General features: G+C 65.6%; 19 protein-coding genes. 14 read left to right on the top strand and 5 right to left on the bottom strand.

Going from position 1 to position 19601, the window contains the following annotated elements; all coding sequences use genetic code 11:
• Positions 1-10 precede the first annotated feature (10 nt).
• The 3 genes from gshB to rsmI form a co-directional block, all read right to left on the bottom strand.
• Entirely contained in the window at positions 11-955 is a 945-nt protein-coding gene (gene gshB / locus DQG17_RS20975) for a glutathione synthase (RefSeq protein ID WP_116134936.1), read from the bottom strand.
• 64 nt (positions 956-1019) lie between these two features.
• Positions 1020-1373 (bottom strand): YraN family protein, encoded by a 354-nt coding sequence (locus DQG17_RS20970; protein ID WP_116134934.1) that lies wholly within the window; start codon positions 1371-1373, stop codon positions 1020-1022.
• Positions 1370-2266 carry a 16S rRNA (cytidine(1402)-2'-O)-methyltransferase gene (gene rsmI, locus DQG17_RS20965; protein ID WP_116134932.1) on the bottom strand — a complete coding sequence of 299 codons (897 nt, stop codon included), beginning with the start codon at positions 2264-2266 and terminating at the stop codon, positions 1370-1372. The genes DQG17_RS20970 and rsmI overlap by 4 nt, the downstream gene beginning before the upstream one ends.
• Before the next feature lie 90 nt (positions 2267-2356).
• On the opposite strand from rsmI, the gene DQG17_RS20960 reads away from it, so the two are divergent.
• The 3 genes from DQG17_RS20960 to murJ are packed head-to-tail and all read left to right on the top strand — an operon-like array spanning position 2357 to position 7855.
• Positions 2357-3532: an ABC transporter substrate-binding protein gene (locus DQG17_RS20960; RefSeq protein ID WP_116134930.1), complete on the top strand. Its 1176-nt coding sequence runs from the start codon at positions 2357-2359 to the stop codon at positions 3530-3532.
• Positions 3522-6311 carry a [protein-PII] uridylyltransferase gene (locus DQG17_RS20955; protein ID WP_232829528.1) on the top strand — a complete coding sequence of 930 codons (2790 nt, stop codon included), beginning with the start codon at positions 3522-3524 and terminating at the stop codon, positions 6309-6311. The genes DQG17_RS20960 and DQG17_RS20955 overlap by 11 nt, the downstream gene beginning before the upstream one ends.
• Positions 6308-7855, top strand: a complete 1548-nt coding sequence (gene murJ / locus DQG17_RS20950; protein ID WP_116134926.1) for a murein biosynthesis integral membrane protein MurJ — start codon at positions 6308-6310, stop codon at positions 7853-7855. Before DQG17_RS20955 ends, murJ begins: the two co-directional genes overlap by 4 nt.
• 76 nt (positions 7856-7931) lie before the next feature.
• Here the strand turns inward: murJ and DQG17_RS20945 are convergent, their stop codons facing one another.
• Positions 7932-8621: a rhomboid family intramembrane serine protease gene (locus DQG17_RS20945; RefSeq protein WP_116134924.1), complete on the bottom strand. Its 690-nt coding sequence runs from the start codon at positions 8619-8621 to the stop codon at positions 7932-7934.
• Between the two features lie 75 nt (positions 8622-8696).
• Between DQG17_RS20945 and trpS the strand changes: the two genes are divergently transcribed.
• From trpS to DQG17_RS20890, 11 genes are all read left to right on the top strand, one after another.
• The gene (gene trpS, locus DQG17_RS20940) at positions 8697-9725 is read left to right on the top strand and encodes a tryptophan--tRNA ligase (protein ID WP_116134922.1); all 1029 of its coding nucleotides are present in this window, start codon (positions 8697-8699) and stop codon (positions 9723-9725) included.
• 439 nt (positions 9726-10164) lie between these two features.
• Entirely contained in the window at positions 10165-10620 is a 456-nt protein-coding gene (locus DQG17_RS20935; RefSeq protein WP_116134920.1) for a universal stress protein, read from the top strand.
• Between the two features lie 97 nt (positions 10621-10717).
• On the top strand, positions 10718-11284 hold the full coding sequence (locus tag DQG17_RS20930; RefSeq protein ID WP_116134918.1) for a NifU family protein: 567 nt from the start codon (positions 10718-10720) through the stop codon (positions 11282-11284).
• Positions 11274-11921, top strand: a complete 648-nt coding sequence (gene tsaB / locus DQG17_RS20925; RefSeq protein ID WP_116134916.1) for a tRNA (adenosine(37)-N6)-threonylcarbamoyltransferase complex dimerization subunit type 1 TsaB — start codon at positions 11274-11276, stop codon at positions 11919-11921. The genes DQG17_RS20930 and tsaB overlap by 11 nt, the downstream gene beginning before the upstream one ends.
• Entirely contained in the window at positions 11918-12346 is a 429-nt protein-coding gene (gene rimI / locus DQG17_RS20920) for a ribosomal protein S18-alanine N-acetyltransferase (RefSeq protein WP_116134915.1), read from the top strand. The genes tsaB and rimI overlap by 4 nt, the downstream gene beginning before the upstream one ends.
• 149 nt (positions 12347-12495) lie before the next feature.
• A complete protein-coding gene (locus DQG17_RS20915) occupies positions 12496-13491 on the top strand; it encodes a BMP family protein (RefSeq protein ID WP_116134913.1) in 996 nt (331 codons plus the stop codon).
• Positions 13492-13575: 84 nt separating this feature from the next.
• Positions 13576-15156, top strand: coding sequence for an ABC transporter ATP-binding protein (locus DQG17_RS20910; RefSeq protein WP_116134911.1), 1581 nt, complete (start codon positions 13576-13578; stop codon positions 15154-15156).
• Complete coding sequence (locus DQG17_RS20905; RefSeq protein WP_116134910.1) at positions 15156-16256, top strand: ABC transporter permease; 1101 nt, start codon at positions 15156-15158, stop codon at positions 16254-16256. Before DQG17_RS20910 ends, DQG17_RS20905 begins: the two co-directional genes overlap by 1 nt.
• Positions 16257-16260: 4 nt before the next feature.
• Positions 16261-17229, top strand: a complete 969-nt coding sequence (locus tag DQG17_RS20900; RefSeq protein ID WP_116134908.1) for an ABC transporter permease — start codon at positions 16261-16263, stop codon at positions 17227-17229.
• A gap of 44 nt (positions 17230-17273) precedes the next feature.
• A complete protein-coding gene (locus tag DQG17_RS20895) occupies positions 17274-18200 on the top strand; it encodes a sulfite exporter TauE/SafE family protein (protein WP_116134907.1) in 927 nt (308 codons plus the stop codon).
• Complete coding sequence (locus tag DQG17_RS20890; RefSeq protein ID WP_116134905.1) at positions 18197-18958, top strand: TIGR02186 family protein; 762 nt, start codon at positions 18197-18199, stop codon at positions 18956-18958. Before DQG17_RS20895 ends, DQG17_RS20890 begins: the two co-directional genes overlap by 4 nt.
• A gap of 88 nt (positions 18959-19046) precedes the next feature.
• Here the strand turns inward: DQG17_RS20890 and DQG17_RS20885 are convergent, their stop codons facing one another.
• The gene (locus DQG17_RS20885) at positions 19047-19547 is read right to left on the bottom strand and encodes an Lrp/AsnC family transcriptional regulator (protein WP_116134904.1); all 501 of its coding nucleotides are present in this window, start codon (positions 19545-19547) and stop codon (positions 19047-19049) included.
• Positions 19548-19601 lie beyond the last annotated feature (54 nt).

Here is a 19601-nt window from a genome sequence, read left to right as displayed (position 1 = left end):
CGACCGGCGGTCAGAGGCCGCGCTTTGTCTCGATCACGTCCCAGATCCGCGCGGCGCTGTTGGTGCCATCGAAACGTTCCAGTTCCTGGATGCCGGTGGGCGAGGTGACGTTGATCTCGGTCAGATAGTCGCCGATCACGTCGATGCCGACAAAGATCTGCCCGCGCTCGCGCAGGGTCGGACCGATGGCGGCGCAAATCTCGAGGTCCCGGTCGGTCATCGCGGTCTTCTCGGGCCGCCCGCCGACATGCATGTTCGAGCGCGTCTCGCCAACCGCGGGCACCCGGTTGATGGCACCGACCGGCTCGCCGTCAACCAGAATGATCCGCTTGTCGCCGTTCGCGACGTCGGGGATGAATTTCTGCGCGATCAGCGGCTCGCGGCTGAACGAGGCGAAAAGCTCGTGCAGCGAGGTCAGGTTGCGGTCATTCGGATCGAGCCGGAACACGCCCGCACCGCCGTTGCCATAGAGAGGCTTCAGAATGATGTCGCCGTGCTCTGCCTTGAAATCCCGCAGATCCGCCAGATCGCGGGCGATCATGGTCGGCGGGATCAGATCGGGAAATTCCAGGACCAGCAGTTTTTCGGGCGAATTGCGGACCCAGAACGGGTCGTTCGCCACAAGAACGCCCGGTGACAGCTGTTCGAGGATGTGGGTCGTGGTGATATAGCCCATGTCGAAGGGCGGATCCTGGCGCAACCAGACCACATCCATATGCGCCAGATCGACGACTTCCTGCGGACCGAGACGCACGTGATCGCCCTGAACCCGCTGCACCTGCATGCGTTGCGCCCGGGCCTGCACCCGCCCGTCACGCCAGGTCAAGCTGTCGGGGGTGTAGAAATACATCTCATGCCCGCGCGCCTGAGCCTCTTCAGCCAGCCGGAACGTGCTGTCGGCGTCGATGTTGACCGCAGTGATCGGGTCCATCTGGAAGGCAATCTTCAACGGCATATCGGCATCCCTCGTCGCTTTGCGACTTCATCGCCGATGCTGCAGCGGGGTGCAACAGCCCGTGTCAGGCGCCGAAGGCGTTTTCGAGCACCTCGATCCGCCCGACGCTATCGACCAGGGCGACGTCGAATCGCACTATGGTCAACTGGCCGAGCGGCATGCGGCCGAGGTATTCCGACGCCGCCCCGCAGATCCGCCGCATCTGGCGCAGCGTCAGCCGTTCGGCCGCCCGCGCGAAATCCCGGGATTTCTTGACCTCGACGAACACAAGGCCGTCGCCATCCTGCACGACAAGGTCGATCTCGCCGCTTGCCCCGCGCCAGCGTCTGTCCGAGACCGGATGACCGTTTCGGGCGTAGTGACGCTCGACGATCTCTTCGGCGCGCAAACCGCCATGATAGGATACCGAACCGCTCATTCCTCTTCGTCCCCTTCCATCCTGAACCCCAGCGCGGCCTGATAGACATCGCGCCGCTTCAACCCGAATTGCGTCGCAACCTCGGACGCTGCGGCCTTGGTGGGCAGCCGCTCCATGGCCGCCCGGATCGCGGTCTCGAGTTCCTCCGGGCCGGGGGCGATGGGCCCGCCGGCACGGTCAATCACCACAACGATCTCGCCTTTTGGCGCCGTTCCGTCGAAACGCCGGGCCAGATCCGAAAGCGATCCGCGCACCACTTCCTCGAATCGTTTGGTCAATTCGCGGCAGACCGCCGCCTGCCGCTCCTGTCCCAGGGTATCGGCCATTTCACCTAACAATCGGCTAACGCGCTTGGGCGATTCGAAGATGACGAGGGTTGCCTCGACGCCCGCGAGCCCCTGCAGCCATGTCCGTCGCGCGCCTCCGCCTGCCGGCGGAAAGCCGGCAAAGAGAAACCGGTCGCTCGGCAGCCCCGAGAGGGTCAGCGCCACCAGCACCGCCGATGGCCCCGGGGCGCAGGTCACGTTCAGCCCCCTGGCCGTCGCCTCGCGTCCAAGTTGAAAGCCCGGATCTGCAACCAGCGGCGTTCCGGCCTCGGAGGCATAAGCCACCGATTGCCCCTCCTCGACCAGGCGCAGCAGTTTCGGGCGTTGCGCCGCGCCGTTGTGGTCGTGATAGGCGATCATCGGCCGGCCTCGCAGCGGCACCCCGTGCAGCTCCATCAGGTGGCGGGTGGTTCGTGTGTCTTCGGCGGCGATCACATCCGCCGAGGCGAGGATGTCGAGCGCGCGCAAGGTAATGTCGCGCGCGGTCCCGATCGGGGTCGCCACAAAGTAGATCCCGGGCGCCAGCGCCTCGGTGCGGAATGGCCCCGCCGTGCCGGTCTGTGTCATTTACTTGCCGCCTTTCCCGTCCTAGGGTCGGTCGCGCCGATACCCATTCGACCTTGCCCCGCGGACGATCCGAATAGCGAGACCTAACAGATGTTTTCTGCCCTGAGAAATTCCCGTGCAACGATTGGTCGGGTGCTGGCCGTTATCGGCCTTCTGACGCTGGCCGCCTGCGACGGATTGCCCACCGGCGGTTCTGGCGGCCCCTCGATCGATCCTGGCGCCGCCGTGCCCGTGGCGCTTCTGATCCCGGGCGGCGGCACGCAAGGGGACGCCATCGTCTCGCGCAACCTCGAGAATGCCGCGCGGCTTGCGATCGGCGACCTCAACGGGGTGCAGATCGACCTGCGGGTCTATCAGACCGGCGGCAACGGCGGCGGCGCCTCGGCGGCGGCAACCCGCGCCGCCGAAGAGGGCGCCAAGATCATCCTCGGTCCGCTCTATTCCGAGGCCGCCAACGCGGCGGGCCTCGCTGTCGCCAAGAAGGGCATCAACGTGCTGTCGTTCTCGAACAATTCGAGCATCGCCGGCGGCAACGTCTTTGTCCTCGGCAGCACCTTCGAGAACACCGCGGACCGGCTGGTGCGCTATGCCGCCGCCCGGGGCCGCGGCGACATCTTCATCGTCAACGCCCGCACGACCTCGGACGAGATCGGCCGCAACGCGATCACCAAGGCGATTTCCGGCAGCCGCGCGCGACTGGCCGGCACCGGGTCGTTCGAGATGTCCCAACAGGGGATCTCGGCCGCGGTGCCGCAGATTGCCCAGCAGATCCAGGCCTCTGGCGCCAATTCGGTGTTCTTCACCTCGGGAAATGCCGACGCCATACCCTATCTGGCCCAGTTCCTGCCCGAAAACGGCGTCTCGTCGGCCACCCAGCAGTTCATCGGCCTGCAGCGGCTCGACATTCCGCCCGAGGCGTTGTCGCAACCCGGACTGCAGGGCGCCTGGCTTGCCTTGCCCTCCCCGTCGCTGACGGCAAATTTCAACGCCCGTTATGCCGCCGCTTTTGGCAGCCAGCCGCATCCGCTGGCGGGCCTGTCCTATGACGGTATCGCCGCCATCGGAGCGCTGGTCGGAAGTGGCAAGTCCAACGCCCTGACCCGCAACGCATTGACCCAAAGCTCGGGCTTCGTCGGCGTCAACGGCATCTTCCGGCTGATGCCCGATGGAACCAACCAGCGCGGCCTTGCGGTCGCCGAAATCAAGAACAATCAGGTGATCATCATTGACCCCGCGCCCAAAAGTTTCGGCGGATTTGGCTTCTGATCCGCTCGCCGGCGTTATCGTCCCGCCACCGCCCAGCGACCTGATCTGTCCGCCAGACGAGATCTTTGACGCCCGCGGACTGCATCTGCGGCTCGCGGAGGCCGTCAAGGGGGGCGAGGGCACGGGGCGGCGCAACCGCGCAACCGCGATCCTGGCCGAAGCGCAGGCGCACGGCCGCAGCGCGATCGAGGCGGCCTTTGCCCAATCGCCGCGCGCCGCGCGGCCATTGGTGCATTCCTATGCCTGGCTGACCGATTGCCTGGTGCGGACGACCTATTGGACGGCGGTCGAACTGCTCGCGCCCCGCGGTGCCCGCGCCCAGAAGGACCTTCTGGCGGTGATCGCCGTCGGCGGCTATGGCCGCGGCGAGATGGCGCCGCATTCGGACGTCGACCTGCTGTTCCTGTGCCGCGACAGCATTCCTGCCGAGATCGAGCGCATCGTCGAGGAGATGCTCTATATCCTGTGGGATCTGCGGATGAAGGTCGGCCACGCCACCCGCACGATCCGCGACTGCCTGAACCTCGGGCGCAAGGACTTCACGATCCGCACCTCGCTGCTGGAACTGCGCCACCTTGACGGCAACGAAGGGCTGACCCGCGATCTTGTCGACCGGTTGTGGAACGATCTGTTTCGCGGCTCGAGCAAGGATTATGTCGAGGCGAAGCTGCAGGAGCGCAAGGAACGGCACGAGAAGCAGGGCGGCCAGCGCTATATGCTGGAACCCAACATCAAGGAAGGCAAGGGCGGGCTCCGGGATCTGCAATCGCTGTTCTGGATCGCGAAATACGTCCACCACGTCAACCGCATCGAGGATCTGGTGGCGCTTGGCGTCTTCATGCCCGAGGAATACTGGGCCTTTGAACAGGCCGAGACCTTCCTTTGGGCCGCGCGTGCCCATCTGCACCTTGTCACCGGGCGCCCGGTGGACCAGCTGACCTTCGACATGCAGGTGCCGGTGGCCGAGAGGCTCGGCTATTCCGACCATGGCGGGCGGCTTGCGGTCGAGCATTTCATGCAGGACTATTTCCGCCATGCAACCCAGGTCGGAGAGCTGACGCGGATCTTCCTCACCAAGCTCGAGGATGCCCATGTCAAGCGCAAGCCGGTGCTGGCAAGCTGGCTGCGCAACCGGCGCAAGAAGCTGAGCGATGGCTTCGTTCTGAAGGGCAGCCGGCTTGGCATCGAAGACGACAAGGCGTTCCTCGCCGACCCGCTGAACATCCTGAGGCTGTTCGACGAGGCGCTGCGCACCGACACGCTGATCCATCCCGACGCAATGCGGCTGATCTCGGCCAACCTCGACCGGATCGATGCCGCCACCCGCCAGAGCCCCGAGGCGGCGAGGATCTTCCTCGGGCTGATGCTGGACCACGGCAATCCCGAACGCTCACTGCGCCGGATGAACGAACTTGGCGTGCTGGGAACCTTCATCCCCGAATTCGAACCGGTCGTGGCGATGATGCAGTTCAATTTCTATCACGCCTATACGGTCGACGAGCACATCATCCAGTGCATCCGCATCCTGGCCGAGATCGAGCATGGCGAACTGGTCGAGGAACTGCCCATCGCCTCGCGCATCCTCGAACGCGGGGTGAACCGCCGCGTGCTCTACCTTGCCGTGTTCCTGCACGACATCGGCAAGGGCCGGCAGGAGGATCATTCGATCCTCGGCGCACGCATCGCCCGGCCGGTCTGTCAGCGCCTCGGGCTCGACAAGGACGAGGTCGAGACCGTGGAATGGCTGGTGCGCAACCATCTTGTCATGTCCGATATGGCCCAGAAGCGCGACATCTCGGACCCGCGCACCGTGCGCGACTTTGCCAAGGCCGTCAAAAGCCGCGCAAGGCTCGACCTGCTGACGGTACTGACGGTCTGCGACATCCGCGGTGTCGGTCCCCACATCTGGAACAACTGGAAGGCGCAGCTGCTGCGTTCGCTCTACCGCCAGACCGCTTCGGCGCTGGAAAACGGACTCGAGGAGCTGAACCGCGAGAACCTCCGCGAGGATGCCCTGCAGTCGCTGCGCACGGCCCTGGGGGATTGGCCGCCCGAACGGATCGAGGCCGAGATCGAGCGCCACTATGACCCTTATTGGCAGGGGCTGCACACCGATGCCCAGGTGGTCTTCGCTCGCCTCCTGAAGGATCTTCCCGACGACGAGATCCGCATCGACCTGACCCCGGACCCGGGCCACGACGCGACCCGGGCCTGCTTTGCGCTGGCCGATCATCCGGGCATCTTCTCGCGGCTCGCGGGCGCGCTGGCGCTGGTCGGCGCCAACGTCGTCGATGCGCGGACCTATACCACCAAGGACGGCTATGCGACGGCGGTGTTCTGGGTCCAGGATTCCGAGGCCGCGCCCTATGAACTCGACCGGCTTCCGCGGCTGAGCCAGATGATCCACAAGACGCTGATGGGCGAGGTGATCCCGCGCGAGGCGCTGCAACACCGCGACAAGCAGAAACGCCGCGAAAGCGGCTTCAGCGTGCCGACGTCGATCCATTTCGACAACGAGGCGTCCGAGATCTATACCCTGATCGAGGTCGACACCCGCGACCGGCCGGGGCTGCTGTATGACCTGACCCGCACCCTGGCCTCTGCCAATATCTACATCGCCTCGGCGATGATCGCGACCTATGGCGCCCAGGTTGTCGACACCTTCTATGTCAAGGACATGTTCGGTCTGAAGATCTTCTCCGAGGGCAAGCAGCGGACGCTGGAACGCAAACTTGTCAACGCCATCGATGCCGGCGTCGAGAGGGCCCGCAACGCATGAAACCCATCGGCTTGATGTCGGGGTTCCTGACGGTCGGCGTCTGGACCCTGTTGTCGCGCGTGCTGGGCTTTGCCCGTGACATCGTGATTGCCGCCAAACTTGGCGACGGCCCGGTGGCCGAGGCCTTTGTCGTCGCCTTCAGCCTGCCCAACATGTTTCGCCGCTTCTTTGCCGAAGGCGCCTTCAACATGGCCTTCGTGCCGATGTTTGCCAAAAAGCTCGAGGCAGGCGGCGACGCGAAGACCTTTGCCCAGGACGCCTTCTCGGGGCTGGCCTCGGTGCTGGTGGTATTCAGCTTCATTGCCCATCTCATCATGCCTTGGCTGGTGCTGGCCATGGCCTCGGGCTTTGTCGGCGACGAGAGGTTCCCGCTTGCCGTCTCCTATGGCCGCATTGCGTTTCCCTATATCTTTTTCATCTCGCTCACCGCGCTGCTGTCGGGGGTTCTGAACGCGGGCGGCCGCTTCGTTGCGGCGGCGGCGGCGCCGACGCTTCTGAACGGCGTGCTGCTCGGCTCGACCATCCTTGCCGAAAGCATGGGAACCGACGATTTCGGTGCCTTCCTGATCTGGTCGGTGCCGGTCGCGGGGATCGCGCAGATGGCCATGGTCTGGGTCGCGGCCTCTCGCGCAGGTTTCCGGCTGACGTTCTCGCGGCCGAGGATCACCCCGGACATTAAGCGGCTGGCGCGGATTGCCGGGCCGGCGATGCTTGCCGGCGGGGTGGTACAGATCAACCTGGTGGTCGGCCGCCAGGTGGCAAGCTATTTCGACGGCGCGATCCAGTATCTGAACCTCGCCGACCGGCTCTATCAGCTTCCGCTCGGGGTCGTCGCGATCGCGATCGGGGTCGTTCTGCTGCCCGACCTGTCGCGCAGGCTTGCCGCAGGCGACGCAACCGGCGGGCGCAATGCCTTCAACCGGGCGACCGAATTCGCGCTGCTGCTGACAATGCCCGCCGCCGTCGCCTTGGTCGTGATCGCGCATCCGATCGTCTCGGTGCTGTTCCAGCACGGCGCCTTCGGCCCGAAGGCCGCCGCATCCACCGCCGTCGTTACCGCAATCTATGGCGCGGGTCTGCCGGCCTTCGTGCTGCAAAAGGTGCTGCAACCGCTGTTCTTTGCCCGCCACGACACGCGGAGCCCATTCTACTATGCCCTTGTCGCCATGGTGGTGAATGCCGTCATCGCCTTTGGCGGTGCCCTCCTGATCGGCTATGTCGCCGCCGCCTGGGCCACCACACTGGCCGGATGGGCGATGCTGGTGCAGCTCTGGCGCGGGTCGCGCGGGATGGGTGAAGAGGTGCGGGTCGACGCGCGGCTGAAGCGGCGTGTGGGGCGGATCATGCTCGCCTGCCTGATCATGGCCGGCTGCCTGCTTGGTACCGAGGCACTGCTGGGGGACGCGCTCTACAGCCCCGGACTGCGGTATCCGGCACTGCTGCTGCTGATCGGCGTCGGGATCGTCAGCTATTTCGCTGCGGCCCAGGCCGTCGGTGCCGCCAGTTTCTCCGAGATCCGCCGGTCGGTCAAACGCGGCGGCTGATACGCAGTCAGGCCGCCGCGCCGCGCCAGCGGCGGCGCCGCCGCCGCCCGGGCCCTGCCCGGCGGCGACCCCACGTCTAGCGTTCGCGCAGGTTGCGCAGGATCTCGGCCCAGCCGCCGGGCCGCAGCACGCCCGACAGCAAAAAGCCGGTGGCAAAGCCCGCAAGTTCCGCCACCCAGTCGCGGTTTGCGCCGAACACCAGCCCGAACAGCAACTGGATCCCCATCAACATCGCGATCAGCCGGAACGCGCGGTATCGGTTCTCGCCCGCCTTGGCATAGCCGACCCAGAGGATATAGGTGAAAGCGCCGATCAGCCCGTAGGCACCGGGATAGCCGCCCACCAGCGGGTGCGGGTCGTTCATGGCAAGCCCATAGGCTAGCGACCCCACGATCCCCGATCCGAAGAACACCGCCACCACAGCACCTTGTGAAAAGGTCTCGCCCACCATCTTGCCAAGCGCCAGGACGAAGACGCTGACGAAGACCGCGTGGGTCATATTGTAGTGCACGAACAGATAAGTGACGCTGCGCGCCACGTTCTGCAGCGTCCAGCGCCCGGTCTCGATCATCCAGTTCAGGATCTCGCCCGAAAAGGAATATTGCTGGATCGCGGCGACGCGCCAGTCGTCGCCACCCCGGGTGCCGCCGATGAACCCGGCATGCGCCAGTTGAAAGGCGATCTCGATCCCCATGATGACTGCGACCAGCGCCACCACAACGGGCGGCAGCGCGTTGAAGGGGCTGTCGTGTTGTTCGGCCTTCATTCCCACCTCCGGTTGACGCCATTTGCCGCCATGGGTAAGCGAGCCTATCGGTTTTGACCACCCGGAGCGTCTGAAATGTCCGACACCACTGCCACGTTCACGCCTCGCGTCTTCTCGGGGATCAAACCCTCGGGCGGGCTGACGCTGGGCAATTACCTCGGTGCGATCAAACGCTTTGTGGACTGGCAAGAGGCGGGAACCCACCAGACGATCTATTCTGTCGTCGATCTGCACGCGATTACCGTGTGGCAGGATCCCGCCACGCTGCACGCCGCGACCCGCGAGGTTGCGGCAGGCTTCATCGCCTCGGGTGTCGATCCGAACCGGTCGATCCTGTTCAACCAGAGCCAGGTTTCGGCCCATGCCGAACTGGGCTGGATCCTCAGTTGCGTCGCGCGGGTCGGCTGGATGAACCGGATGACACAGTTCAAGGACAAGGCCGGTGCCAATGCCGAGGCGGTCAGCCTTGGGCTTTATGCCTATCCCGCGCTGATGGCCGCCGACATCCTGCTCTATCATGCGACCCACGTCCCGGTCGGCGAGGACCAGAAGCAGCATGTCGAGCTGACCCGCGATGTCGCGCAGAAGTTCAACCACGACTACAAGGTCGATTTCTTCCCCGAAACCGAACCGGTGATCGAAGGCCCTGCGACGCGGGTGATGAACCTGCGCGACGGCACCAAGAAGATGTCGAAGTCGGGCGAAAGCGACATGGAACGCATCAACATGACCGACGATGCCGACACCATCGCGAAGAAGCTGAAAAAGGCCCGGACCGATCCCGCGCCGCTGCCGGAAACGGTCGAGGGGCTGCAGGGCCGGCCCGAGGCCCGCAACCTCGTCGATATCTACGCCGGTCTGTCGGGGCTGAGCGATGCGCAGGTGATCGCCGAATACGCGGGTGCCGGCTGGGGCCGGTTCAAGCCCGCGCTCGCCGATCTGGCGGTCGAGAAGCTTGCGCCAATCTCGACCGAGATGGCCCGGCTGATGGCCGACCCGGCCGAGATCGACCGCATTCTTGCCCATGGTGCCGAACAGGCCCGTGCCGTCGCCGAACCGATTCTGCGCGAGACCTATCGGATCGTGGGCCTCGTCAGGTCCTGATCGCGGCACCGGAAACGCTCGTCCGGCGGCGGCAATGCCGCCGGCAGACCGTCGCGCCACCAGATCCGTCAGACGCGCGCCGCAGTCGGACCTCCGGTGCCGGTCGCGGCCGCGTGATTTCACACAGATGATACCGATCCGACACGAAGCTGTCGCGAATCGCCTCCACACTTCGCCGCGTGCACTTCCTCCGGCGTCCGCGGTTTCGATTCCCCCAATCGCGCGGCGTCTGTGACGGCCCAGCCGAACGGTCGCAAGGAAGATACGTGCAGAGCCCAGCGGCTCACTCCAGTCGAACGTCGTCCGCCCCGACTGCCCCCCGGCCGGTGGCGGGCGGCGGCCCACGGACGGCCTGTCGCCAAACGCGCGCCCCGTCCGACACACCGCCGATTGCACATACCCCCGTGGACATGCCAGAAAGCAGTGTGGAGGTTCGCAAATGCGCAAGTTCCTGGTAGTCCTCGACGACTCACGCGAATGCCTGAACGCGATGCGGTACGCCGCAATGCGCGCCGCCAAGACCGGCGGTGGGGTCGAGATCCTTGCGATCATACCGCCGGACGAATTCCAGCACTGGATCGGGGTGTCCGACATCATGCGCGCCGAGGCGCGAGAGCGAATCGAAGCCCATTTCCAGGTTTTCGCCAAGTGGATGCGTGATCGCCAAGGGGTCGACCCGCATCTGGTGATCCGCGAGGGCGAACCCGTGCCTGAGTTGATGACCCAGATCCGCGACGACAAGGAGATCGGCATCCTCGTGCTCGGCGCCGGAACCGGCAAGTCCGGACCCGGACCGCTGGTATCGCAATTGTCGAAGACCGCCGGAACGCTGCCAATTCCGATCACCGTGGTTCCGGGCAGCCTGTCCAAAGAACAGCTTGAGGCCATCACCTGAAGCGCCCGCCGGACCAGCATTTAGAACCATTCTAACCGATTGACTTACCCCACCCGGAAGCGCATATAGAGGTGACCCCTCCAAAGAGGTATCTGGGATGTTCATTCAGACGGAATCCACGCCGAACCCGGCGACGCTGAAGTTCCTGCCCGGGCAGACTGTGCTCGAGGCCGGCACCGCCGATTTTTCCAGCGCCGACGCAGCCTCCGGCTCGCCGTTGGCCGAACGCGTGTTCGCCGTCGACGGCGTGACCGGAGTGTTCTTCGGCAACGACTTCGTCACCGTGACCAAGGCCGAATCGATCGAGTGGGAGCATGTGAAGCCCGCGATCCTTGGCGCGATCATGGAACATTTCCAGTCCGGCCAGCCGGTGATGGGAAGCGATACCGCCAGTTCGGCTGGCGGTCATGCCGCCCATTCGGGCGAGGATGGCGAAATCGTCGATCAGATCAAGACCTTGCTCGACACAAGGGTGCGGCCGGCGGTGGCCCAGGATGGCGGCGACATCACGTTCCACGGCTTTGACCGCGGCGTGGTCTATCTGCACATGCAGGGGGCCTGCGCTGGCTGCCCGTCCTCGACCCTGACCCTGAAGATGGGGATCGAGAACCTGCTTCGGCACTATATCCCCGAGGTGACCGAGGTTCGTCCGGTTGATCTCTGACCCCGTTCTGCTTGCTTTCGATACGTCGGCCGCGCATTGCGCGGCCGCCTTGCTTTCGGGCGACCGGGTTCTTGCCTCGAGGCTCGAGGCGATGGGCCGCGGTCAGGCCGAACGGCTGATGCCGTTGCTGCAGGAGATGCTCGCCGAGACGGGAACGCCGGTGGCGGCACTCGATGCCATTGCCGTCGGCATCGGACCCGGCAATTTCACCGGCATCCGGATTTCGGTCGCCGCCGCCCGCGGGCTGGCGCTGGCGCGGTCGATCCCTGCGATTGGCGTCACCAGCTTCGACGCCTTCGCCGAAGGAAGCCCCGACCCTGTCCTGACCTCGGTCGCTGCCCCGCGCGGCCAGATCTGGCTGGCAGGTCCCGACGGGCCGTTCCCCGACCCCGTTTCGCCCGACAACCTGCCAGAGCCGTTCCGCGACAGCGGGCTCGACGTCATCGGCGCCGATGCGGCGGTGCTGGCCGGGCAGACGGGCGGCCAGGTACGCGACCCGCAATTTCCCTTTGCCGAGGCGATCGCCAGGGTCGCAGCCCGGCGGTTCGGCACGCCGCAGCCGCGGCCGGCCCCGCTGTACCTGCGTCCGGCAGATGCGGCCCCTCCCGCCGACCCGCCCCCGGTGATCCTGCCATGACCCCCGCGGCGCTGGCCGGGATCCATGCCGCCGCGTTCGAGACCCCGCGCCCCTGGACCGAGACCGAGATCGCGGGGCTTCTGGAAACGCCGGGCTGTTTTCTCTGCGCGGAACCGGCGGGCTTTGCGCTTGGCCGCGTGGTTCTGGACGAGGCCGAGCTTCTGACCATCGCGGTCTTGCCGCAGTCCCGGCGCAGCGGCCTCGGTCGCGCCCTGCTCGGCCGGTTCGAGGACACAGCGACCGCGCGCGGGGCCGTCCGGGGCTTTCTGGAGGTCGCCATCGACAACCCTGCCGCGATCGGCCTTTACCGATCCGCGGGCTATTCCCAGGACGGCCTGCGCAAGGGTTACTACCGCACAGCGGGCGGGCGCTATGTCGATGCCGCGATATATTCCAAGGCGTTGCGCCTTTCGGCCGCCGACTGACCCCGACCGGCGGCACGGCCGGGCAGAAACCAGTTGACCCCCTCATCGGGCTGCGGCCTTATTCGAGCGCGATCCCACAAAGAGATCCTTCTGCCGCGGTTCGGGCCATTCCGGCCCATCGCCCAACAAGACCAACCGGGAGAAACTTCATGACCCTCATGCGGAGCATTCTCGGCGCAGCGGCGGGCCTCGCCCTGACCGCCGGCGCCGTCATGGCCGATCCTGCGATCATCTTCGATCTGGGAGGCAAGTTCGACAAGTCATTCAACGAATCCGCCTTTACCGGCGCACAGCGGTGGGCCGAAGAGACCGGCGGCAAGTTCCGCGAGATCGAGATGCAGTCCGAGGCGCAGCGCGAACAGGCCCTGCGACGGCTGGCCGAAAGCGGATCGAACCCGATCGTGATGACGGGCTTTGCCTTTGGCAACGTTCTGGAACAGGTCGCGCCGGATTATCCCGACACCGACTTTGTCATCATCGACGCCGTGGTCGATCTGCCGAACGTCCGGTCGGTGGTGTTTTCCGAACAGGAAGGCAGCTACCTGGTCGGCATGATGGCAGCCGAAGCCTCGAAGACCGGAACGGTCGGCTTCATCGGCGGCATGGACATCCCGCTGATCCGCAAGTTTGCCTGCGGCTATGCGCAGGGCGTTATGGCGGTCAATCCCGACGCCAATGTGATCGTCAACATGACCGGGACCACCCCCGCGGCCTGGAACGACCCGGTCAAGGGCTCGGAACTGACGCAGGCCCAGATCTCGCAGGGCGCGGACGTGATCTATGCCGCGGCGGGCGGCACCGGCGTGGGTGTGCTGCAGGCGGCCGCAGATGCCAACATCCTTTCGATCGGCGTCGACAGCAACCAGAACCACATGCACCCGGGCAAGGTGCTGACCTCGATGGTCAAGCGGGTCGACAACGCCGTCGAGAAGGCGTTCAAGGACGGCCCCGGCATGGACAGCGGCATGATGGTCATGGGGCTGTCGAACGGTGGCGTGGCCTATGCGCTGGATGAATACAACGACTCCCTGATCAAGCCGGAATGGAAGGCCTCGGTCGATGCGGCGGCCGCGAAGATCGCAAGCGGCGAGCTGACGGTGCACGACTACATGTCCGACAATACCTGCCCGGTCATCAACTTCTGATGCCGACTGGCCGGAAATGACCCAAAGGTGCCGTGTCGCCCGGCGCGACGCGGCCCCTGCTCACAGCGGGACACCGATCGCCTGATGACAGACCTTGCCGAGACTTCGGGCGCCGCAGCCGTGGCGCAGGGCCCCGCTCCCGCGATCGAGTTGCGCGGCATATCGAAGGCGTTCGGGCCGGTGCAGGCCAACAGGGACATCTCGCTGAAGGTCGCCAAGGGCACGATCCACGGCATCATCGGCGAGAACGGCGCCGGAAAATCGACGCTGATGTCGATCCTCTATGGTTTTTACAAGGCGGACGCAGGCGAGATCCTGATCAACGGCCATCCGACCGAGATTCCCGACAGCCAGGCCGCCATCGCCGCCGGCATCGGCATGGTGTTCCAGCATTTCAAGCTGGTCGAGAACTTCAGCGTGCTGGAAAACGTCGTGCTTGGCGCGGAGGAAGGCAGGCTGCTGAAACCGTCGCTGGCCAAGGCGCGAAAGCTGCTGACCCAGCTGGCGCAGGAATACGAGATGAACGTCGATCCCGACGCACTGATCGAAGAGATCGGGGTCGGGATGCAGCAGCGGGTCGAGATCCTGAAGGCGCTGTACCGCCGCGCCGACATCCTGATCCTTGACGAGCCCACGGGCGTGCTGACGCCGGCAGAGGCCGACCACCTGTTCCGCATCCTTCGCGGGCTGCGCGACGAGGGCAAGACCATCGTCCTGATCACCCACAAGCTGCGCGAGATCATGGAGGTGACCGACACCGTCTCGGTCATGCGGCGCGGCGAGATGGGGGCGACGCTGACGACGTCAGAGACCAACCCCGAGCAACTGGCCGAACTGATGGTCGGCCGCAAGGTGCTGCTGCGCGTCGACAAGGCCCCCGCGACGCCCGGCAAGACGATCCTGAAGGTCGCGGACCTGCGGGTGGTGGACGAGGACAAGGTCGAGCGCCTGCGGGGCATCAGTTTCGAGGTCCGTGCAGGCGAGATCCTCGGCATCGCCGGTGTCGCCGGCAACGGCCAGTCCGAGTTGCTGGAGGTTCTCGGCGGCATGATCCCGGCCACCGGCCGGGTCGAGCTGAACGGCACCGCGCTGGAACTGACCGGGCGGGCCTGCAACGGCCGCAACCGACGCGCCCGCGGCATCGCCCATGTCCCCGAGGACCGCCAGCGCGAGGGGCTGATCATGGACTTCGCCGCCTGGGAAAACGTGGCCTTCGGCTATCAGAACGACCCGGCCTATGCCTCCGGCTGGCTGATGGACAATGCCGGGCTGCGTCGCGACACCGAGGGCAAGATGAAACGCTTCGATGTCCGCCCGCCCAATCCGGCGCTCGCGGCCAAGAACTTCTCGGGCGGCAACCAGCAAAAGATCGTTCTGGCGCGCGAGATCGAACGCAATCCCGACCTGTTGCTGGTCGGCCAGCCGACCCGCGGCGTCGACATCGGCGCCATCGAGTTCATCCACCAGCGCATCGTCGAGCTGCGCGATGCCGGCAAGGCGATCCTGCTGGTGTCGGTCGAACTTGACGAGATCCTCGGGCTGTCCGACCGGATCGCGGTCATGTTCGACGGCCGCATCATGGGCGAAAGATTGCCCAACGAAACCACCGAGGCCGAGTTGGGCCTGCTGATGGCCGGTGTGAGCGACGGCAAGGGGGCCACCTGATGGATGTAATGCCGAAATGGGCTGACGTGATCCTGGTGCCGGTGATCTCGCTGTTGCTCGCCATGGCGATCTCTGCGCTGGTGATCCTGTTGATCGGCGAGGATCCGGTCGCGGCCTTGAAGATGATGGTGCAGGGCGCGCTAGGGTCGAGCTATGGCTGGGGCTATACGCTGTACTACGCCACCAACTTCATCTTCACCGGTCTGGCGGTCGCGGTCGCCTATCACGCCAGCATGTTCAATATCGGCGGCGAGGGGCAGGCGACCCTGGGTGGCCTTGGCGTCGCGATCGTCTGCCTGGCCGTGCCGTGGCCGCACTGGGCGCTGGCGCTGCCCGCGGCAATGATCGGCGGCGCGCTGTTCGGCGCGGCCTGGGCGGCGATCCCGGCCTGGCTGCAGGCCCGGCGCGGCAGCCATATCGTGATCACCACGATCATGTTCAACTTCATCGGCGCGGCGCTGCTGAACTATGTTCTGGTCAACGTGATGCGCCCCGAAGGGTCGATGGATCCGGCCACCGCCAACTTTCCGCCCGCCACCCATCTTCCGACGCTGCACGAGCTTCTGGCGCCGATCGGCATCAACTTTTCCAAATCGGCCCCCGCCAATGTCAGCTTCCTGATCGCGCTTGTCGCCTGCGTCGCGGTCTGGCTGCTGCTGTGGCGCACCCGCTTCGGGTTCGAGATCCGCGCCTTCGGGCGGTCCGAGTCGGGCGCCGTCTATGCCGGGATCTCGCCCTTCAAGATCATCATGGGGGCCATGCTGATCTCGGGTGCGCTGGCGGGCCTGATGGCGATCAACAACGTGATGGGCGAGGCCGAACGGCTGGTCATGAACTCGGTCGAGGGCGCAGGCTTCATCGGTATCGCTGTGGCGTTGATGGGCCGGTCGCATCCCTTGGGCGTGCTCATTGCGGCAATCCTCTTCGGGTTTCTCTATCAGGGCGGCGCCGAACTGGCGCTCTGGACCTCGATCCCGCGCGATCTGATCGTGGTGATCCAGGGGCTGGTGATCCTGTTCACCGGCGCGCTCGACAACATGGTGCGGATGCCGATCGAGCGGGTCTTCCTGGCCCTGCGCCGGCGCCGGACGGAGGGTTAGGGCGATGGGATTCGACACCGTCATCCAGGTCCTCGACTCGACGCTCCGGCTGTCGACGCCCTTGCTGCTGGCCTGCCTTGCCGGGCTGTTCTCGGAACGCTCGGGGATCTTCGACATCGGGCTCGAGGCCAAGATGCTGGTCGCGGCGTTCTTTTCGGCCGCGGTCGCCTATACCACGGGATCGGTCTGGATCGGGCTGCTTGCGGGGATCGCGGCCTCGCTGGTCTTCGCCGGGATCCATGGGCTCGCCTCGATCACCTTCCGCGGCAATCAGCTGATCTCGGGCGTGGCGCTGAACTTCCTCGCCTCGGGCATGACCGTGCTGATCGCGCAAAGCTGGTTCAAACAGGGCGGGCGCACGCCCTCGCTGATCGGCGGCGCGCGGTTCGAACCGATCGACCTGCCCTTCGCCGGTTCGGTGGCGGGGGTGCCGATCGTTGGTCCGATCTATTCGGACCTGCTGTCGGGCCATTCGGTTCTTGTCTATGTTGCGCTGCTGGCGGTGCCGGCAACCTGGTGGCTGCTGTTTCGCACCCGGTTCGGGCTGCGGCTGCGGGCGGTGGGCGAAAACCCGGCCGCGGTCGATACCGCGGGCGTCTCGGTCGTCGGGCTGCGCTATGCCGCTGTCGGCATCGCAGGCGTGCTTTGCGGCATCGCGGGGGCCTATCTCGCCACCGGGCTGCAGGCCGGTTTTGTCAAGGAGATGACGGCGGGACGCGGCTATATCGCGCTCGCTGCGCTGATCTTTGCCAAATGGCGGCCGTGGCATGCGCTAGGCGCGTGCTGGCTGTTCGGCCTGCTGCAGGCGCTGGCGCTGCGCACCGATGTGGTCGAGGCGATCTTTCCGTTCCGAATGCCGGTGCAACTGCTCGACAGCATGCCCTACATCCTGACCGTCGTCATTCTTGCCGGATTCGTCGGCAAGGCGATCCCGCCGCGGGCGGGCGGCCAACCCTATGTGAAGGAGCGCTGATCGTCCGGCCGGGCCATCTGCCTTGCCGGGCGTCAAAGTGACCCATGCAGATCTATCTTCCGATCGCCGAAATCTCTGTGAACGCCTATCTGCTGCTGGGACTCGGCGGGTTGGTTGGCGTGCTGTCGGGCATGTTCGGGGTCGGCGGCGGGTTTCTGATCACGCCACTGCTGTTCTTCATCGGCGTGCCGCCGGTGGTGGCCGTGGCGACCGGCGCGAACCAGATTGTCGCCTCGTCGTTCTCGGCGGTGCTGACCCATTGGCGGCGCAAGGCTGTCGACATCCGCATGGGGGTGGTGCTGCAGGTCGGCGGGCTGATCGGCTCGGCCCTCGGCATGGTCCTGTTCAACTATCTGAAGTCGCTCGGTCAGGTCGATCTACTGATCACGCTCAGCTATGTCGTCTTCCTCGGCGCCGTCGGATCGCTGATGTTCATCGAATCGGTGGTGGCGCTGCGCCGGTCGCGCAAGCAGTCCGACGCCCCAAGGCCGCAGCGGCGGCAACGCAACTGGGTTCATACATGGCCGCTGAAGATGCGGTTCCGGACCTCGGGGCTGTACATTTCGGTGATCCCGCCGATCATGGTCGGCATGGCTGTCGGCGTGCTGGCCGCGATCATGGGGGTTGGCGGCGGCTTCATCATGGTGCCGGCCATGATCTATATCCTCGGCATGCCGACCAAGGTCGTCATCGGAACCTCGCTGTTCCAGATCATCCTCGTCGCCGGCTTCGCCACCCTGCTGCACGCGGTCACCAACCACACCGTCGACATGGTGCTGGCGGTGCTGTTGCTGGTCGGTGGCGTGGTCGGCGCACAGTTCGGAACCCAGATCGGCGCCCGGCTGAAGGCCGAGCAATTGCGCGTCCTGCTCGCGACGCTGGTGCTGCTGGTCTGCGTCAAGCTTGCCGCCGATCTGCTGATCGAGCCCCGCGAGGTTTATTCGATCACCACAGCGGGGGGCCCGGAATGAGGCGCCTGTCCGCCCTGCTGCTCGCGCTGTTCCTTGCCGCACCGGCCGCGGCGCAGGACGTGATCGCCGATCTGAGCCAGAGCCGGGTGTCGATCACCGCGCGCTATTCCGGCCTGCAGATCCTGGTCTTCGGCGCGATCCGGCCGGGGCCCGCGGGGGTGGGTGTGCCCTATGACGTGATCGTCACCGTCTCGGGTCCGCTCGAGCCGGTGACGGTGCGGCGCAAGGACCGGATCGCGGGGATCTGGATCAACGATGCCGCCGTCACCATCGGATCGGCCCCCACGCTCTACAAGATCGCGACCACAGCGCCCCTGGACCAGATCCTGTCCGAGACCGAGGACCTGCGCCATTCGGTCTCGATCCCGCGGGCGATCCGGGCCGTCGGGCTGACGGCCGCGGTCAAGGATGCCCCCGCCTTTACCGAGGCGCTGATCCGGATCCGCGAGAACGAGGGGCTTTACCAGATCCACGAAGGCGGGGTCAGCCTGCAGGAAGGGACGCTGTTTCGCACCGATATCGACCTGCCGTCGAACCTGGTCGAGGGGAATTATCACGCCCGGATCCTGCTGACCCACAACAAGCAGGTGGTGGCCGAGTTCGACGATGTCCTCGGGGTCCAGAAGGTCGGGATGGAACGCTGGATCTACAGCCTCGCCCAGGAACAGGCGCTGGCCTATGGCGTGCTGTCGCTCGCCATCGCCATTGCCGCAGGCTGGGGCGCCTCGGCAGCGTTCCGGTATGTGCGAGGGAGTTGAGACAGGCGGGGGCGCAAATCGGCGCATCCATCGCCCCGTTCAAACGAAACCTGCCTAAGACCGGTCCCGGTTCAAAGGGCGCGCCCTCTTACGCCGACCGGCTCAACCGTTCCTCGAGCACCTCGAAGGGCACGGCGGGTTCGTTCTTGGCGCCGCGGATCACCAGCGAGGTCTTGACGCTTGCGACCTTGGGCGCGGCGGTCAGTTCTTCGGTCAGGAAGGTCTGGAAGGTCGACAGATCGGGGGCGACGCATTTCAGGATGAAGTCGATCTCGCCGTTCAGCATGTGGCATTCGCGGACCAGCGGCCACTCCCGGCATTTCTGCTCGAAGGCCGACAGATCGGCCTCCGCCTGGCTGGAAAGCCCGACCATGGCAAAGACCTGAACCTCGAAACCCAGCTCGCGGGGGTTCACATCGGCATGATAGCCGCGAATGAAGCCCGATTCCTCAAGCGTCCGCACCCTGCGCAGACAGGGCGGCGCCGAGATCCCGACGCGGCGCGCGAGCTCGACATTGGTCATTCGCCCGTCCGCCTGAAGTTCGGCAAGAATGTGACGGTCTATGGGATCAAGCTTTGCCCCGGCCATTTGCAGCCTCCTGATTTTTCGCAAACCTTAGTCAGATACCCCGCCGTGCGCAAC

This window comes from Tropicimonas sp. IMCC34043 (assembly GCF_003390845.1).
GTDB lineage: Bacteria > Pseudomonadota > Alphaproteobacteria > Rhodobacterales > Rhodobacteraceae > Tropicimonas.
This window is presented reverse-complemented; position numbering and strand designations above follow the sequence as displayed.

Bases quoted from the DNA above. Each gene is read 5' to 3' on its own strand.
- gshB (WP_116134936.1), bottom strand. From the start codon at position 955: ATGCCGTTGAAGATTGCCTTCCAGATGGACCCGATCACTGCGGTCAAC.
- DQG17_RS20970 (WP_116134934.1), bottom strand. From the start codon at position 1,373: ATGAGCGGTTCGGTATCCTATCATGGCGGTTTGCGCGCCGAAGAGATC.
- rsmI (WP_116134932.1), bottom strand. From the start codon at position 2,266: ATGACACAGACCGGCACGGCGGGGCCATTCCGCACCGAGGCGCTGGCG.
- DQG17_RS20960 (WP_116134930.1), top strand. From the start codon at position 2,357: ATGTTTTCTGCCCTGAGAAATTCCCGTGCAACGATTGGTCGGGTGCTG.
- murJ (WP_116134926.1), top strand. From the start codon at position 6,308: ATGAAACCCATCGGCTTGATGTCGGGGTTCCTGACGGTCGGCGTCTGG.
- DQG17_RS20945 (WP_116134924.1), bottom strand. From the start codon at position 8,621: ATGAAGGCCGAACAACACGACAGCCCCTTCAACGCGCTGCCGCCCGTT.
- trpS (WP_116134922.1), top strand. From the start codon at position 8,697: ATGTCCGACACCACTGCCACGTTCACGCCTCGCGTCTTCTCGGGGATC.
- DQG17_RS20935 (WP_116134920.1), top strand. From the start codon at position 10,165: ATGCGCAAGTTCCTGGTAGTCCTCGACGACTCACGCGAATGCCTGAAC.
- DQG17_RS20930 (WP_116134918.1), top strand. From the start codon at position 10,718: ATGTTCATTCAGACGGAATCCACGCCGAACCCGGCGACGCTGAAGTTC.
- rimI (WP_116134915.1), top strand. From the start codon at position 11,918: ATGACCCCCGCGGCGCTGGCCGGGATCCATGCCGCCGCGTTCGAGACC.
- DQG17_RS20915 (WP_116134913.1), top strand. From the start codon at position 12,496: ATGACCCTCATGCGGAGCATTCTCGGCGCAGCGGCGGGCCTCGCCCTG.
- DQG17_RS20910 (WP_116134911.1), top strand. From the start codon at position 13,576: ATGACAGACCTTGCCGAGACTTCGGGCGCCGCAGCCGTGGCGCAGGGC.
- DQG17_RS20905 (WP_116134910.1), top strand. From the start codon at position 15,156: ATGGATGTAATGCCGAAATGGGCTGACGTGATCCTGGTGCCGGTGATC.
- DQG17_RS20900 (WP_116134908.1), top strand. From the start codon at position 16,261: ATGGGATTCGACACCGTCATCCAGGTCCTCGACTCGACGCTCCGGCTG.
- DQG17_RS20895 (WP_116134907.1), top strand. From the start codon at position 17,274: ATGCAGATCTATCTTCCGATCGCCGAAATCTCTGTGAACGCCTATCTG.
- DQG17_RS20890 (WP_116134905.1), top strand. From the start codon at position 18,197: ATGAGGCGCCTGTCCGCCCTGCTGCTCGCGCTGTTCCTTGCCGCACCG.
- DQG17_RS20885 (WP_116134904.1), bottom strand. From the start codon at position 19,547: ATGGCCGGGGCAAAGCTTGATCCCATAGACCGTCACATTCTTGCCGAA.